This is a genomic window from Thalassoroseus pseudoceratinae (assembly GCF_011634775.1).
GTDB lineage: Bacteria > Planctomycetota > Planctomycetia > Planctomycetales > Planctomycetaceae > Thalassoroseus > Thalassoroseus pseudoceratinae.
On sequence record NZ_JAALXT010000002.1, the window covers coordinates 935543 to 952152 of the forward strand.

At 53.8% G+C, this 16610-nt stretch carries 10 protein-coding genes and 1 riboswitch; of the genes, 5 read left to right on the top strand and 5 right to left on the bottom strand.

Features of this window, described 5'->3' with window-relative positions:
• The first annotated feature begins 80 nt into the window (after nt 1-80).
• Entirely contained in the window at nt 81-869 is a 789-nt protein-coding gene (locus G6R38_RS09165; RefSeq protein ID WP_166823242.1) for an arginyltransferase, read from the top strand.
• Here G6R38_RS09165 and G6R38_RS09170 read toward each other — a convergent pair.
• The 3 genes from G6R38_RS09170 to panB form a co-directional block, all read right to left on the bottom strand.
• On the bottom strand, nt 856-2469 hold the full coding sequence (locus G6R38_RS09170) for a hypothetical protein (protein ID WP_166823245.1): 1614 nt from the start codon (nt 2467-2469) through the stop codon (nt 856-858). The genes G6R38_RS09165 and G6R38_RS09170 overlap by 14 nt on opposite strands.
• Before the next feature lie 15 nt (nt 2470-2484).
• A complete protein-coding gene (ygfZ, locus tag G6R38_RS09175; RefSeq protein ID WP_166823250.1) occupies nt 2485-3633 on the bottom strand; it encodes a CAF17-like 4Fe-4S cluster assembly/insertion protein YgfZ in 1149 nt (382 codons plus the stop codon).
• Between the two features lie 402 nt (nt 3634-4035).
• Complete coding sequence (panB, locus tag G6R38_RS09180; RefSeq protein WP_166823253.1) at nt 4036-4863, bottom strand: 3-methyl-2-oxobutanoate hydroxymethyltransferase; 828 nt, start codon at nt 4861-4863, stop codon at nt 4036-4038.
• Between the two features lie 750 nt (nt 4864-5613).
• Here panB and G6R38_RS09185 point away from each other — a divergent pair.
• On the top strand, nt 5614-6753 hold the full coding sequence (locus G6R38_RS09185; RefSeq protein WP_166823256.1) for a hypothetical protein: 1140 nt from the start codon (nt 5614-5616) through the stop codon (nt 6751-6753).
• Nucleotides 6754-6914: 161 nt separating this feature from the next.
• Here the strand turns inward: G6R38_RS09185 and G6R38_RS09190 are convergent, their stop codons facing one another.
• Both G6R38_RS09190 and G6R38_RS09195 read right to left on the bottom strand, forming a co-directional pair.
• Nucleotides 6915-8216, bottom strand: a complete 1302-nt coding sequence (locus tag G6R38_RS09190) for a pilus assembly protein TadG-related protein (RefSeq protein WP_166823259.1) — start codon at nt 8214-8216, stop codon at nt 6915-6917.
• Between the two features lie 9 nt (nt 8217-8225).
• Nucleotides 8226-8735 carry a TadE/TadG family type IV pilus assembly protein gene (locus G6R38_RS09195; protein ID WP_166823262.1) on the bottom strand — a complete coding sequence of 170 codons (510 nt, stop codon included), beginning with the start codon at nt 8733-8735 and terminating at the stop codon, nt 8226-8228.
• 473 nt (nt 8736-9208) lie between these two features.
• Here G6R38_RS09195 and G6R38_RS09200 point away from each other — a divergent pair, with 473 nt between their 5' ends.
• The 3 genes from G6R38_RS09200 (at nt 9209) to G6R38_RS09210 (ending at nt 16481) form a co-directional block, all read left to right on the top strand.
• Entirely contained in the window at nt 9209-9754 is a 546-nt protein-coding gene (locus tag G6R38_RS09200) for a TadE/TadG family type IV pilus assembly protein (protein ID WP_166823265.1), read from the top strand.
• A 237-nt stretch (nt 9755-9991) separates the two neighbouring features.
• A riboswitch (cobalamin riboswitch) is annotated at nt 9992-10180 on the top strand.
• 106 nt (nt 10181-10286) lie between these two features.
• Complete coding sequence (locus G6R38_RS09205) at nt 10287-11312, top strand: DUF1559 domain-containing protein (protein ID WP_261345373.1); 1026 nt, start codon at nt 10287-10289, stop codon at nt 11310-11312.
• Nucleotides 11313-11495: 183 nt separating this feature from the next.
• On the top strand, nt 11496-16481 hold the full coding sequence (locus G6R38_RS09210; protein ID WP_166823268.1) for a DUF4465 domain-containing protein: 4986 nt from the start codon (nt 11496-11498) through the stop codon (nt 16479-16481).
• Nucleotides 16482-16610: the final 129 nt, after the last annotated feature.

Here is a 16610-nt window from a genome sequence, read left to right on the forward strand (position 1 = left end):
CGATCGGACATTCGACTTGCGATAGATCCGATCGACTCGTTCTGCTCAATCCCTATTTCTAGTCTCTCGATTTCAAATCCATGCCCCAACCAATTCTGGAACTCTTTCGCACCGTTGAGCCGCCACGTCAATGTTCGTATCTGCCGGACGAGACTGCATCGCTCGAGTACCGTGTGGTAGGGCAAATTTCCGCGACCGAATATGAATCGTGGCTATCACGCGGTTGGCGGCGGCACGGTTGGCATTTCTTTCGGCCCGCGTGCCCGAATTGCGTGAAATGCCAATCGTTGCGAGTCGATGTCGCGGCATTTCAGCCCACGAAGAGCCAGCGTCGCACGCTCAAACGCAACTCGGATGTCCGGGTGGTCGTGCAACCAGCGAGTGTCAGCGAGGAGCATCTTCGTCTCTACAACGATTGGCACGCGGACATGCACGTTCGCAGCGGGTGGCGAGCCGAGGAAATCGATGCCCGGCAGTACTCGGAATCATTCTTGATGGGAGATTGGGAGTTCTCACAGGAGTTTCTGTATTTCCGGAACGATCGCCTAATCGGTGTCGGATTGGTGGACGTTCTCGCGGATTCGCTCTCCAGCGTGTACTTCTATCATGACCCGGAGTGGCGGCCGAATGGTCCCGGCACATTCACGATTCTTCAAGAGATCGAATATGCTCGCGCTCACGGCAAACGTTGGGTGTACTTGGGATACTACATCGCGGAATGTCAGTCGATGGCCTACAAGAACCGCTTCGGTCCCCACGAGATTTTAGCCTGGTATCCGGAAGCCGATGAGTCTCCGCAGTGGAATCGTCCCGCGGACACCGATCCCGAAGGCCCAACTGATGGGACGACTTCGGCTACTCGTCGATGAACGGAGACTCGGCTTCGTTGGCGACCACATCGGTTTTGCCGGCGTGCAGGATGGTCGAAATGCCTCGGACCATCGGGACAAAATTGATGAAAACCGCCAGCACCGACAGGGACGCCAGCACGGGCAGCACATAGTGGATATCGGTGTGGCCGGAGTCGATACGCTGCACGGTGGTGAATGGGTCGAGTAATTGCATTGGGTGGTAGGTGCGGCGGTACTGACGGAAGTATTCCAGACTCAGTAACAGTTGCGGACCGGCCACCGCGGCCATCATCAAAATAAAGGTGACCAACCGAGCATGTGCCGGTTTGATCCCGACACCAGCGGCATGCCCCCAACGTCCCAAGGCCGTGTTAAGACCACAGTACATCACCAAATACAGGCAGATTGCTACAACGCCTCTCAACTCGCGACCAAACTGCGAAACCAGCAAGGTCAAACGATCGACAAAGTCCGGAGCGATGCCGGTTCCTCCGCGAACACCATCGAACGCTGCGACTCCGAACAGGTAGAACACGAAAATCATCGTCACATTGAGTAGCAACAGCAAATAACCCCGTGCTCCGCCAGGCATAAACGGCGTTTTGATCAACCGCCATAACGTGCTGCCGCCAATGTGTCGACGGATGCGACGGGAAAGAGCATCGGGTTCGGCGGTCATTACCAAACCAAAAATTCCCCAGTGGATGCAGGATACGATTGCATAACCGTAGAAGATATCGCTGTCGATGCGTCCCAAGTCAACCAGTGCAAACACAACGAACGAAACGATCCAGAACAGCCAAAACTGAGCGGTCATCGTCAATCGGATTGCAGTGCTGCGGTTGTCTGTTTCGAAGGTGAGTTGTGCAATTGCGATTTGTCGGAGCAAAATGAAATAGGAAATCGCGACTACAAGACTGAGTCCGTTGACCAGCCAGAATTCACCTTCTGTAAACGGCAACGGTCGGAAATAGGTGGCTGCTGAGGCATATGCGATCATGGCCCACATCGCTGCGACAACCCCCATGAGCAATCCGACGGCGAGGGCCGCCTGTTGCGAGCGGTTTGTCGTCAGGGTGCTTGCCGTCACACTGATGCAACACAAACAGAGGGAAACCAAAAACGACAACACCAGCAAGTAGGCTGCCAGCGCGGCGTCAAAGCCTTGCATGGTCGAGGCAAACGCAATAAACGGCGTGATAGCCGAGTAATAAATGAAAAGCTGCACGACGGCCGCCAACAGCTTCCCATTGACGATCTGTCCTGGCAGTAAGGTGGTCACGCTGAGCACTTCAAACGTTAGAAAGTCGCGTTCGGACTTCAAACTGAGGTAGGCATTGAAGGGGACAACCACCAGCGTGGCGATTGCAAGGGCGATGTAGAAGTAGAAGAAGAAGTCGCGACCGGCGGCTTCGTACTCGATTCGCTCACCCCACATCAACAGTCCGAACACGGCCGTCAGCCATGCGCCGGCGACGAGCAAAAAGAATGTGACGACGAACTGGCGGCTTTTCAGAGACTGCCGAACTTCCTTGATCAAAATCGGATTGCACCAGTCGGCAACCCGATCGACCCATGGTGGCACGGTGCGGATATTTTCGGCAGTGGTAGTACTCATCAATTTCAATTTCGATTAGGTAACGTCGACATCGCGGGGCCAATAAACTTTCGCCGGTGTCCAGTCATCGGTGCAACGCACGAGGACGGTGTGCCCGGGGGCGATGAATTCACTCCGCACGTATCCCAATGCCCGGGCGTGGCTGTCAATCGGTGACAGAGTGTACGACGTGATGTGTCCGATCTCACGGCCCTCATGGTCAGCGATGCTCGAGCCAGGTGAGGGAAGATCGCCAACCTCCAATCGCAGCCCACGCAATTCCCGATTGACGTGGCCTAATGCATCGATACGGGCGATCGGCTCCTGACCGAGATAACATCCCTTTTTGAAGTTGATGGCCTGAGGAGTTCGGGAGACTTCCTGTGCCAAATGATCTTCCGTGATGTCGATGCCATAAAGCGGAAAGCCGTTTTGCACACGAAGTGTATGAAACGCAAACGCACCCCCTGGTTGCACGCCGTCTGAGTACAAGGCGGTCCAAAGTTCCGCAATCGTGTTTCGCTCGCCAGCCACCAGGAAACTCGGCATACCGAGCCAGTCCACATACCGAACCGACACCGTTGAATCCGACCACTCGTCTTCCCGGTGATGGTACGGATCGGGTTCCGGTAACGGGAGTTTCAATGCCGCCAGTCGCTTCATCGCGTCTGGTCCGCAAATCAGCAACTCACTGAGTTCGCTCGACCACGATTTGAATTCGACATCTTCGGTAATGAGGTAATGGTTGAAATGCTCTAGCAACGCTTCTTCGGACCCAATGACTGTCTCCAACCATAACGAGTCCGTCGTCGCAAACACGAAAATATGGGCGAGTACGCGACCTTTGGCGTTAGTGACGAATGCTTCACACCCCTGTCGGGGAGCAAGATTCTGAATATCGCCGGTGCAGAAGTTGTGGAGAAATTTGACGCGATCCGCGCCGGTGATTTCGATGTGTGACCGCGTCGAAAGATCGAACATCGCCGCCGTTTCGCGGGCTGCGGTGATCTCTGCGACCGGATCGCCATAATGGATGGCCTCTTCGAAGTCGTCGAATGGCTCGAACGCGGTCATCAGGGCGAATTCGCCACTGACGAATTGCATGGTCGTTGTGGCGGCGGCGTCGGCATCCGCAAAGACGCCCCCCTGTTTCCGCTGCACGGCCTTAATCGGACAAATCGACATCGAAACCCTTCCCCTAGGACGAAATAAATCCCGACCAGCCCAATTTCCTCCTGCTGGCTGAAAGTCAACGCGGTCGATCCCGTTCGACCAAGTTTGATCCATCTCGCATTCGATCAGCCCGGGACATGAGATTCAACATCCGGCCCGTCTCACGCTGATCACTTGATACATATTGTGTTCTCATAGTCTAGCCGGACCAATTTGCGAAGTCATCGAAGTTCCACCAAGTTTTTTCTTGTTCGTCGAGATGAGAATTTCTCCACAGGTAGATGACGTTGGTTCGACGTCTGTTCGTCCGCTAGTTTCGCCGATATTCGTGGTGCTGTTCGACGATGTGGGGCTGTGAGCGGTTGATTTGTGATTGTTAAGATTTCTGTCTTGTGAGAGCCCAAAATCAATGGTCTACTCGTGTGTGTGTTCGGGGCCGGGGAAACTTCCGTCACGGACTTCGCGGATGTATTCCTGCGTGGCGGTGGTTGCGATTTGATGTAAGTCCGCGTAGCGTTTCAGGAATTTCGGTTGAAATCCGGTCGTGAGACCGAGGAAATCTTGGCTGACGAGAACTTGCCCATCACAGTCTGGACCGGCTCCAATGCCGATTGTTGGAATGGTCAAACTCTCGGTGATCTTATGAGCGATGTTTCGAGGAACCATCTCCAAGACGATTGCGAACGCACCGGCGTTCTGAGCCGCTTCGGCGTCCGCCAGAAGTTGGGTTTCATCCCGTTGGATTTTCCCCATCGATCCGACCTTTCGGACCGATTGTGGTTTGAATCCGATATGAGCCACCACCGGAATATCCGCTGCCGCGAGAGCCTGAATTGTGTCGGCTTGATTGACACCACCTTCCAACTTCACCGCTGCCGCTCCGCCCTCTTTGAGTAAGCGTCCCGCGTTCCGAACGGCGTCTTGCGGTGATTCTTGGAAGGACATGAAGGGCATATCCGCAATGACCAAACACCGCTGCACCGCTCGTGAGACCATTTCGGTGTGGTAGATCATTTCATCGACTGTGACGGGCAGCGTGGTGGATTTTCCCTGCACAACCATGCCGAGCGTATCCCCGACGAGAATGCTGTCGATTCCCGCATCATCGAATAGCCGTGCCCATAGGAAATCGTAGGCCGTGACCATGGTGAGCTTCCGCCCCTGCGTCTTGGCCGCCACAAACCGAGGCACGGTCATTGGTTTCGTCGATGGCGTTGGCTGATCGGCAGCAGATGCGGACATAAATTGCAAACTCCTCCAGCGGTGATTTTCTCGCTGCGGTGGTCATTGGCCAATGAAATGATGGAAGTCGAACGCCGCATCACCTCGTTATTAAGGATGTTATCCAGAATGATACGTGCTGGTGTCAGTATCGAAATCGCTTCGTCCAATCGCAAGAGCCAGATTGTCGAGCATAATTGGAAATTGTAAGAACGCACATGCAATGCTATTGCAGCAAAAGAGTACGGCCAAAAAACACCATGTGTTGCAATTTGCTACGGTTGATTTCCTCGCGGTTGCCGAGGCAGATTTCGTTTCAGAATTTTAAAGTGAATCTGAATAACGGTTTATGGTCAATGTTGTAGCTGGTTTCTTAGTTCGGCACGAGGAATGCATATTTAGGTGGCTGTCGCAAGGCAAGCGTTGGCCCGCACTTGTCTTGTTGGCAAAACCAAAACGCCGTCATTGGTTGTATACCTTTGGCGGTGTTTTTTTTATGCGCGATGAAATTAGCAGGGCGGTTCATCGGACATTTCCCACTTTGGTTGCTCCCGTAGGTGGGGGCGATCGTTGAATGAATGTTCCGCAAACTCGAAGTCCGCGTTGAATCGGTTTGTCAAGATCAATCCTTTTGTTCCAGTTCTACCGGCCGGTCGGACGATAACGTCTGTACGCATCACTTCGGATGCGCTGAGCTGAAGCCATCTGCATCTTGCGGCATGGATCGCACTGCTGAACAATCGACAACGGATTTCCGGGGGGAAACCATTCATGGGAACGTGCCGAAAAAAAGCACGGGGAAAGTCACTATTCCTACGTGCCGCCGCAGCTGCCGGTTTGAGTTGGTGCCTATTGACGCCAGGATCGGCGAAAGCTCAATTTGCTCCGTCCGCGGGGCCGAATGCCTATCCACCGACCGTTTCGGATCCGTCCGCGGGGCTGTATGACCCATCCGGCTATGCCAACCCCGGAATGGCCGGTGGGGATCAATTTGCAAGTGATCCCTACGCGGCTGGCCAAGTTGGTCTCGGGAGTGAAATGCAAGGGATGGGCGGACCGCAGGGCCCAGCACCGGGGCCAAGTGCGAACGTTTTCGCGGGTTCGAACGCGGGAATGTATAGCGTAGGAGCTTCCGTGTCTTCCGGCGATAAGATCTGGAGTGACCTCCGGGATTTCCAGGTCGGCGGATACCACATTGAGGATCAGACGTTGGTCGTCGGTGGGGGCACGCTTGCCCTGACCTACGACGAACGGTATTCCATCGCCGGGCGATCACTGCTCGGGGGGGCCATTAACGATCATTTGGATGACTCCTTCCATTACACCGGAGACTTGTTCGCAGGCTACCGTGCCGAGTTGACCATGGAACACTGGTTCAAAGCCGGGGTTCTCTACGACTACCAAGAAGAGTTCAGTCGTGTCGGTCCGCAATTCGGTGCGTTGCTTTACGCCAATGGTCAACATCCGATTAGCGTCGACGTCGCTGTTAGCTATGGCAATGGTGATCCAATCACGACAGGCCTATCTGGACAGCTCGGTGAGGTCGCCGGAGTTTCGGATGAAGACATCCAAACCCGTGTGGGGACCTTTATCACCCCAAACATTCAAATCGGTGGAACGGCGGTGTGGAGTTTCTGGGACAGCGAAACCTTTGAAGATTACGACGGCTTCGGTGGGTTCCTCACATTCACGCACAACTTCTGCCAACTGACTCTCGACGTCACCGCGAGTGATGACGAGGTCAGCGGGTTCGCAAACTTCGCTCTGACGACGGATGCATTCGTTCGTGCCCGTACCCGCGATCGTGGTACCGGCATCGTGCCGATGGTCCATCCGCGTGACTGGCTGACCCGCCCGGTGATTCGTGACATCACCGTTCGCACACAATCAGTTCCAACGAACATTCCGTAACGGTCGATTTGATCGAATCGTCGTCACCGCATTCCAATTTGGTTTGCCCTCGCTTGATGGCAAGCCCGAAATCGAACGGAACGAGAAAAGAACAGCCACGCGGTTTCTGCCGCGTGGCTGTTCGTCGTTTGACTGTGTGCTCTTGGGATTCCACAGGCAATTCAAGGACAAATGAAGTTGCCAATCCGGATGAGAGCGGTATCGCCGGTATCGCAATCGTATCGTGCTGTGCTTTTCGCACTGATTTCGAACGGACCGACGGGAATGCCGAATAGGTCTTGGCAAAGACTATCAACCATCACCGTTTTCTGTGCTCTCACGGCTGGTGTCGATCCCGCGGCGCCTGCGATACTTGCTTCCGAGTAATCGTTGTTGATGCCGTCATCTTCAAAGGTCGTGGTGAGTGTTTCAGTCGTCATCGTATCACTATCAAAAAACGTAATCGAAATGTTCAATCCGGCAATTCCGATCGCGTCGGCGTCGTTGTTATTGCCGCCAGTCGCGTCAGGGACTGCTGGCGGGTTCAATCCGTTGACAGACGCACCGTAGCGGACAAAGTCGGTGGTGTTCATATCGCCCGTCGATGTAAACGAACCATTGGCGAAGTGGATCGTGAGAGTGCGAAACCGCAGTGGTTGGCCGGTGACTTCGTCGGACAAGGTCATGCAGATGTCCCCGTTAGGATTTGCCAGCACCGGCATCGCAGGGCAAAGCCAGACGTTCGGGGCAACTACGGGATCCGGGTCAAGACCGCGAACATCGGATGGGGAAACGCCGTTGTTCCGATTCAATGCATCCGGACCAACCGTGTTGCTGTTCGAGACCACGATGTCTTTGGTGATATCGAAATACGGTTGTTGGTTCGAATTCTGGACCATGAATTCCGGAATCGTGATGGAGACGGACTGAATGGAAAGATTCGGCGGGCCGGAATCGTAAAAGATGCCAAATAGACGAGGTTCGGTGTTCACCAAGCTTCCGTTCCCCATGCCGCCACTGGGTTGGGCGGCGTTGATCAGAACGCTCGCCGGCACACATCCACCGGGTTCGCCTGCATCGAATACAAACGGCGGAGACGTCGTGGTAATGGCTCCAAAAACCAAGTCACCGGTGCAACTGGCATTCTGATTCGGGCCCCCCGCGGCAGAGTCATCGAAGTTTTTTTCCAGGACGAGTTCTTCGCCACGGATCAAGTTCGCTGCGGCCAAGGCTTGACCACGTTCACGGGCATCTTCGGTCTCGTTGCCACCGTTTTGGCCCCATTCTTTGACGCTCGCCAACGCTGCTGCTTCCAAGGCTTCCTCAAGTTCGACACGCGCGAGCCACAATCGGCCGATATCAATCACCAGGCAAAGCATGATGACGAAACACGGAGCGGCTGCGATCACCCAGAAGGCGGCAATGCCTCTGCGTTGATGTGCGGGGAAGAACGATGGAACCGCAAGACGGCGGCGTGAAATCATGATCGGAGCCTATTCCTCGTAGGGAAATGTGGTCGAGAGTTCGACTCGTCGACCAGCGATTGTGAACCCAAATGTTCCTAGAAGATCTGGTGTCAGGGTAGAAAGCTCGACACACACCGTGACGCGAACGGAATCGGTTGGGATGGCTGGATCGTTTTGCTCGGGGCACGTTCCATCGGCTGCGGAGCCGTTTCCGGCAACCGTGTGTTGCAACCGAACTCCGGCCGAGGCGTTGGCCCCAAATCCCGCCGTCTCCAACTGTTCGTCAACGATCGCCCGCAATGTGGATGCCACCGTTGCGGTGTTGCCGGAATTCAGTCCGGTCGTTTCAGCAGCGACTTTCGCTCCCGTTCGGCTCGCCAACTTGACTTGTTTCATGTTGGCCAGGATCAGCCCGAATTCGATCACCGCTGCGAGGAAGATCATCAAAATCGGCAACGACATCAGCAACTCAAAGACGACGACCGCCCGTCGGTTTTGTTGCTTGGTCAATGAAGATGAATTCCGATGTCTCAACATGAATTTCCTCCGAGACGGCTAACGGAATCTTTTCCAACCATCACGGGAGCAGACGGACCTTTGAAAATGGATGCTCAACCCCAATGCATTCTCCGTGCCGAAATGCCAATTGTCACGGTTTCCCGCAAGTCGCGTCGGTCAACCAATCCATGGGTGTATGCTTCCGTTGACAATTCCGGTTTCAGCTTCGCGATTGTGTTGTCAGTCCGACGCAATTCCCTGTGGATGCAGTCTCAAAACCGGATCGGCACAACACTTGCTAAACTTGGGCATCACCGGCATTGATCCAAATGGCAACGGCTGCGGCAGACGAATGCGGACAGCCGTGACGTTTTATCGTCGCTGAAAATCACGTGGATCATGTATGAACACAGAGTGTTAACGGCCGGGAACACTTGGTTACAATTCTTCTCGCATGGTTAACAACGGCTATGGTTTCACGACCGAGGCGACGACGAACCGCAGGGACAAACATGCGACGATCAGTCGATCGCATGGAGGTTTCTAAGTTCCGCAGTCAGAGTTCCAAGCGAAGTGGCGTTGTCACGCTGGAATTCATCTTGGCTTTGCCCGTCCTGCTGATTGCGACGCTTGGAATCTTCGAATTCGGTTTCTTGGTTCTGGTAAATCAAGCCGTCAGCTCGGCAGCGGTTGAAGGAACTCGTGAAGCGGCCAAAATCGGAACGACCCCCGATGAAGTTGCGGAAACCGTTCAAGAGTTCCTGGCGGTACACAATTTGACGTTCCAGACCGATGGCACCAACACCACTGATCCAGTGAGAGTGACGATCGAAGGCACCCTTGTTAATAGCGATCCTCATGCCGGAGAACGTGGCAATACAAGCATCACCTACACGCCCAACGGGCCGAACGTTGATGCCGACGAGGTGCGGGTTACCGTGTGCGTGGAAGTGACCGACACGAACGGGATGTCGCCCGTGCCCGATTTGCTGGCCACGTTTGGATTTTCCCTGCAAGGCCGAATCTTCGAAGCCAGTTCTCGGACGGAAATTGAATAATGGAAAACCTTTACCACGATTTCGGCCAATGGCTAATCAAGTTCGCTATCGGCTCAATTTGTTATCTGGCGCTTGGTTCTTTGATCATCTACCGGATTCGTCGATCCGGGAAGACAAGCGAATAGGGGGCACAATGCGGTTTCGTTTGTCGCGCGCTGCTGACTGATTCGTTTTATAAAATCCGTCGGGAGTGATTAAACTGAGAATTGCCAACGCTGACAAACTTGGTTATTCTCGACCGCAAGAAACCCGTTGGGCGTTCGATCGAATGGATCGAACTGGAAGTCGGTGAGAATCCGACACGGGACCGCCGCTGTGTGCAAGAAGGCGGCCGAACACGATGCCACTGCAAGCTGGGCTTGTGGGAAGGCGTTCGGCAACCGTTCGACTTGCGAGTCAGAATACGGCCCAACCGGTTTGCCAGGATATGCTTCGGATTCAAGCGTCCTTGGGAGGCATTGTTGAGTGCGCACGGTGTCTGCGCGATTGCCTTTCCGCAGCCGAAGTTCTTGGCGCTGAAAGGACCGGACTGATGTCTCGCTGCTTCTCTCCGTCGCGTATGCTGCGCGGCCGTAACTCCTCAATGCGAGGAACGTCATCGCAACAGCGTGGTTTTACGTTGATTGAGCTTCTTGTCGTCATCGCGATCATCGCTATTTTGATCGCATTGCTACTGCCGGCGGTTCAACAAGCTCGCGAATCTGCACGACGTCTGCAATGTAAGAACAATCTCAAGCAAATCGGGATTGCGTTGCACAATTACCACTCGAATTACCGCAGTTTTCCGCGAGGCGGTTACGGTGGTTCCCTGTCCGCCACCAACGCGTCGAACGCGACGGTGAAGAATTCGTCACTCACCCTCAGTTGGGGCGCTGCGATATTGCCGGGGATGGAACAGAACAATCTCTACCAGCAGATCAATCAAAGCGAGTGGTACGTTCACGCGGATAACATCCCGGTGGGCCAAACAGTGCTCACCACGTACATTTGCCCCTCGGTTCCGTCGGGAGAAATGCTCAAGCCGAATGGTGATCAGCCATCATCGAGCACACTGTTTGCGCGGACCGACTACGGTGGCAATTACGGTGAACGCGGTTTGCGATGTTATCCGGCGACGAATTGTCAGAATAGCTATGGGAGCGGGACCGGTTCCGCAGCTTATCGGGGCATGTTCCCGTTGCTTTCGTCTCCGAGCGTCGGCATTCGCGATGTCACCGATGGAACGTCCAACACGATTTTCGTCGGTGAGGCACCGGAAGGGATTCATTCGATCTGGATCGGACACAAAAACGTCTTCGACCAAAGTGCCCCGTTGAATGAGCGTTATGCATCCGCGGGTGACACCAGTTGGCAAGCCTGTATCACGTTCGGCGGCACCGCGAATCCGCCGGGCAAACTCGGCTGCGATTTTGGTCAGGAGTTCCACAGTTATCACAGTGGTGGCTCGCAGTTCCTGCTCGTTGATGGATCGGCACGATTCGTGAGCGAAACGATCGATGTAATTACACTCGCGGCATTGTTGTCGCGGCAGGGCGGTGAAGTCGTCGGCGACTTCTAGATCGTATCACGGTCTTTGATGTCGGCAGTGGCTGCGAGAAAGAACACCGCGATGAAGAGTCATTGACTCGATCTGCACATTTCCCGTCGCATCGACCACGCAGCTGACTTGTACGATCGCCGTACGCACAAGCAATCGGCTTTTGATTCCTATATTTTAGCGATTTTCCACAGGATTGATTTTATGACATTGACGCACTGGCTGAAGAATTTGCTGCCCGGACGCGTTCCCAATCGAATGGCACGTCGTCGTGCGAGTCTGCAACAAGTTGCGGTGGCATGCGTTGAAACACTCGAAGAACGAACCCTGCTGACCGCCGTGGTCGATTTTGAAGATATCCCTCTCGATGCGGAATCACACTTCAATGGGCCCGATCCCAATGGCACGATTGAACAAGGTAGTTTCGGTGATGTTCAGGTTGGGAAGATCGAGAGTGGCGGGGTTGAGTTCTCCAACGTGTACGACCTGACTTTCGGGAGTTGGAGTGGGTTCGCGGTCTCCAATGAAACCGACACGACGACGCCCGGCTTCGGGAACCAGTTCAGTGCCTTTCCTGGCACTGGAGTCGGCGCAGGAGCCGACAATTACGGACTCGGTTTTGGGCACATCGGCGGTCTGGATTCTACGGACGAAGATCAGCTTCGCGACTTGCCGACCATTACACTGCCGGATGGTTATCGAATTGAAACGGCTCAGTTCACCAATACAACTTACACAGCGCTCTCCATGCGGGATGGCGACCTGTTCACAAAACAGTTTGGTGGCCCAACGGGTGACGATCCGGACTTTTTCAAACTCAGTGTTTATGGCATTGATGCAAGCGGCGAAGCCCTCGGAACGGAAGTCGAGTTCTATCTCGCCGACTTCCGATTCTCCGATAATTCGCAAGACTATATTCTTGATACGTGGGAAGCACTCGATCTGTCTTCGCTGGCGGATGCTCGTACGTTGCACTTCAATCTGACTTCGTCCGATGTCGGTGACTTCGGCATGAACACGCCTGCCTACTTCGCGATTGACAGTCTCGTCTTCCAAACGCCACCGGACCCCAATGCCATTGTTGATGCTGGCGACAGTGCGAATGACGGGACGGCTGATGAGTTTATGGTGGATGTCGATGGAACGGATCTCGTCGTGACTGTGAACGGTAACGAAGTCTTACGACAGCCGTGGGCCGAAACCGAGTCGCTGACACTCAATGGTTCCAGCGATGATGATTCTTTCACAATCGACCAGAACGATGATTTGATCGAAATCCCGATCAACATCAATGGCGGTCTGCAAACCAATGCGGATACGCTCATCGTGGATGGCGGAACGTTTGACACGGTTACGATTGATCACACCAGTCTTGCAGACGGTTCGCTACAACTTGATTCCGCGGCCATTCAGTTCACAGGCATCGAGCCACTAAATGTGACCGGCTCGACCACTACGAATCTAGTCATCAACCTTACCGATGTGCCCGATACCACTGATTTGAGTGTGAGCGACGGTAGCCTCACGATTGAGAGCACTAATGGTTCGCATGGCGACGACCGTCTCGATCTGAATGGCGTGACCACAATTTCGATCAACGCCGCCGCCGGAGCCGACACGCTCACGTTTCAAGACATTGCCGTCGATGAATACACGGGAGACTGGAACGTCGAAGGTGGAACAGAGATTGATAGCTATGTCGTCATGGCGACGGCGACAGTTGCGCTCTCCAACGGATTCGCTCTTGAGGATGATGAAGAGATCCGTGTTGATGGCGAACTTCTGCTGCCATCAATGGCGTTCTTGAGTCTCGGTGATCTCAGTCGCCTCACCGGTCATGGAGTTGTGCAGGGCAACGTCGTCGCGGCGGGAGCAGGCCGTGTATCGCCCGGTGAAAATTTTGGCCAACTCACGATTGACGGTAATCTCGATTTGGCGGGTGGTGAATTGACCATTATCCTGGGAGGTCAAACTGCTGGAACGGATTACGATCAGGTCGTCGTGACGAACTCGGCAACCGAAGTTGACCTGACGGGGACCACACTATCGAGCGGCTTGGAATTCGCCCCGATGACGGGCGATGTCTTCACCATTCTCGACAATCAGTCAATGGAGCCGATCACGGGCACATTCAACGGCTTGGCCGAGGGAGCCGAGTTTGAGCTGCAAAATCCCATTTTGGGGATCACCAGTACGGTGCAAATCAGTTACATCGGCGGAGACGGCAATGATGTCACGCTGACCGTTCTCGAGCCATTGGTCACGCCGGCGGAAACGGATGTGATTCTCGCTGACGGAGCATTGACGATCACCGACGTTAACGGCGGCGACTCGGATGACTCTTTGACTCTCAGCATTGCCGATGGCATCCTTCGTGTGTCCGATCCTTACAACACACTTGCTGGGTCAGGGACCGGAGTCGTAGAAGTCGACGAACATATCATCGAAATTCCTGTCGAAAACATTACTGCAGGGATCTCGATTAATACTCAGAGTGGAACCGACCAAGTCACGTTCGATTCCGCATTCGATCTCAACGACAATTTACTAAGCGTCGAAACGGATATCCTGAATCTCGATGGCTCGTTGACGACCACCGGTGCAGTCACCCTGAATGCAAATGTCGAGTTGAACCAACCCCTCACAATAACAGCGTCAGCATTAGAATTCGCGGGAACGGTGACCGGCATTGGTGACACGGCGGTGACGCTAATCACAGACAACTTGGAACTCGGTGGCAGTTTGGTTGATATTTTTCCAACCCTTGAGCCACTGACTCCGGGAACTTCGATTGGACTTGGTGGTGCTGCCGGGACATTAAATCTTGACGATGCGGAGCTTGCAAATCTCGGCGCTTTGGGGGCCATTATTGGTGACGCAACCAAGGCCGGGACGATCACGCTCGATTCCGCCATCTTCGCTGGTGATGTGACTTTGATCGGTGCACTTATCCTCGGAAATGCTGGTGTTGATCTCACGGCAGGTGGTGAAGTCCAACTGCAAGCCACAGTTCAACCCGGCGGGATAGAGTCCGTCGGCGAATTGAGTGTGGACTCACTTTCCCTCACGTTCGACGCCATAGTGTCGACATTAGTCTTCGACGCAGTGAATGCCGGCAACGCAGGTATTGACTACGATCAATTGCAGATCTTAGGAATTGGCCAGCAGGTCAACTGGAACAACGTCCCGTTGACTGTTCAATTCGATCCCAACTACATGCCGACCGATGGGGACGAATTTACGCTCGTCAATTTCGTCGATGCCGGAGCGGGGTCAGTTGGTGTTCTAGGTGGTCTGGTCGAAGGTGACTCAATCAGCTTCGATGGGTTTGAAGCAACAATCAGCTACATCGGTGGGGATGGGAACGATGTCACACTGACCATCCAAACGCTCAATCGTCCGCCGGAAATCACAGCTCCAATCGAGCAAACTACAGACGAAGATACGCCGCTGATCTTCCGTTCGATCAGCAACAATCGCATTTCCATCTCCGATCCCGACGCCGCAGATGCCGACGTTGAAATCACGCTGGCTGTCACCAATGGAACACTCACGCTGGGACAGATGAGCGGCTCAACACTGACAGTTACTGATACGATTGATAATCTGAACTCGTTGCTCAACGGGCTTGTGTATCAACCGCATGAAGATTTCTTTGGCTCTGATACATTGACTATGAGTGTCGATGATCTCGGAAACACCGGAAATGGCGGGCCACAGATCGGGACAGCGTCGATTAATCTAAACATTAACCCCGTCAACGAAAGCCCCATTAACACGGTTCCCAGTCCGCAATCGGTGGCTTACCTGACCGAACTCGTTTTCTCATCCACGACCGAGAATCGCATCTCGATTGCCGATCCCGATATCACCACAGGGGCGGAAACCGTCGAAGTCACCCTGAGTGTTACTAGTGGCATAATCAGTCTTGCAACGACTAGCGGACTGCAATTCATAGACGGTGATGGTGCTGATGACAGCACAATTACAGTCCAAGGGGCTTTGAGTGATATCAACAACGCTTTGGACGGCCTAACATACCGATCGAACATAGAGTTCTTTGGGGAAGATGTTCTAACAATCACCACAAATGATCTCGGACAGATCGGCACTGAACCACTGGACGACACCGACACTATGTCAATCACAGTGGCAGAGCCGATCATCGATTCTCCACTTTCCCAATTGGAAGAGACACCAATTTCGCCTTCGTTGATCAATGGTGATTTTACGAACGTCGTCTCAGGCAATTTCGATGGCGACGGGGCGGCTGAGAACTTGCAGGATGACCTCTTCTATTGGAATCCCACGACAGGGGCCAACCGGTTAGTTCGTGGTGATGGAACCATACAGAATTCCGTCATTGATCCCCTCTGGATTAATGGCGACGACTTCTTCGAGATGATTGCTGCAGATCTCGATGCCGACGCTCCGGATGACCTATTCTTTTGGAATCCGGTCAGCGGGAAGAATCGTTTGGCTCACATCTCATTTGATGAGCAGGTCTCGGCAAGTGTTGAAGCTGACGCTGTCGACCGCACGTTGATTAACGGCAACGACTATACAACGTTAGTTGCAGGAGACCTTGATGGCGAGGGGCCTGCTGACCTCTTCCTTTGGCACCCGGCAACAGGTGCGAACCGCTTGATACACTTATCGGAAGCGGATGTTGCTGCTGTTGAAAATGATGTGATTCCTCGGCAGATGATCAACGGGAACGATTATGAGCAGATTCGACTCGGCGACTTTGTGGCTGGAGGTCTCGCGGAATTGGCATTTGTGAATCTTAGTACCGGTGCAAATCGTCTCATCGAATTGACAGCAGTCACGCCTGGTCAAGACACCGCATTCGATCAGTTAACCACGAGTTGGATTCAGCCGACGACTATAAATGGCGGAGTTTACTCTCAAATTGTAGTCGGTGACTTCGACAACAACGGTCTTAGTGATGTCTTCGCTTGGAACCCAGTCTCCGGTGAGAATCGCTTGCTGCTTGCTGGGATTACTATCGAGGTCATCGATCAGCCAATCACACCAAGTATGATCAATGGCGGGGTGTTCGATACCGCAACGCCGCTTATGTCTCAGACTGACCTTGGTTCCGGTAGGACAGACTTGCTTTTCTGGGATAGTGTCACAGGCCAAAACCGCATGCTCATTGGAGAGATAACAACGAGTGTGCCAGACTAGAATGTCTCAGTAGCAACCTCTGATGATACACAACGTGTTTGGTCGACGTTGCCATTCCGCTTTCTGATTCAGCAAAGCGGAATGGGAGCAAACTAGCCTACAATCGAGGTTGAATTGGGAGGTGCATTG

Excerpts from the sequence above, each read along its gene's own strand:
- G6R38_RS09165 (WP_166823242.1), top strand. The coding sequence starts at position 81 with ATGCCCCAACCAATTCTGGAACTCTTTCGCACCGTTGAGCCGCCACGT.
- G6R38_RS09170 (WP_166823245.1), bottom strand. The coding sequence starts at position 2,469 with ATGAGTACTACCACTGCCGAAAATATCCGCACCGTGCCACCATGGGTC.
- ygfZ (WP_166823250.1), bottom strand. The coding sequence starts at position 3,633 with ATGTCGATTTGTCCGATTAAGGCCGTGCAGCGGAAACAGGGGGGCGTC.
- panB (WP_166823253.1), bottom strand. The coding sequence starts at position 4,863 with ATGTCCGCATCTGCTGCCGATCAGCCAACGCCATCGACGAAACCAATG.
- G6R38_RS09185 (WP_166823256.1), top strand. The coding sequence starts at position 5,614 with ATGGGAACGTGCCGAAAAAAAGCACGGGGAAAGTCACTATTCCTACGT.
- G6R38_RS09190 (WP_166823259.1), bottom strand. The coding sequence starts at position 8,216 with ATGATTTCACGCCGCCGTCTTGCGGTTCCATCGTTCTTCCCCGCACAT.
- G6R38_RS09195 (WP_166823262.1), bottom strand. The coding sequence starts at position 8,735 with ATGTTGAGACATCGGAATTCATCTTCATTGACCAAGCAACAAAACCGA.
- G6R38_RS09200 (WP_166823265.1), top strand. The coding sequence starts at position 9,209 with ATGCGACGATCAGTCGATCGCATGGAGGTTTCTAAGTTCCGCAGTCAG.
- G6R38_RS09205 (WP_261345373.1), top strand. The coding sequence starts at position 10,287 with ATGTCTCGCTGCTTCTCTCCGTCGCGTATGCTGCGCGGCCGTAACTCC.
- G6R38_RS09210 (WP_166823268.1), top strand. The coding sequence starts at position 11,496 with ATGACATTGACGCACTGGCTGAAGAATTTGCTGCCCGGACGCGTTCCC.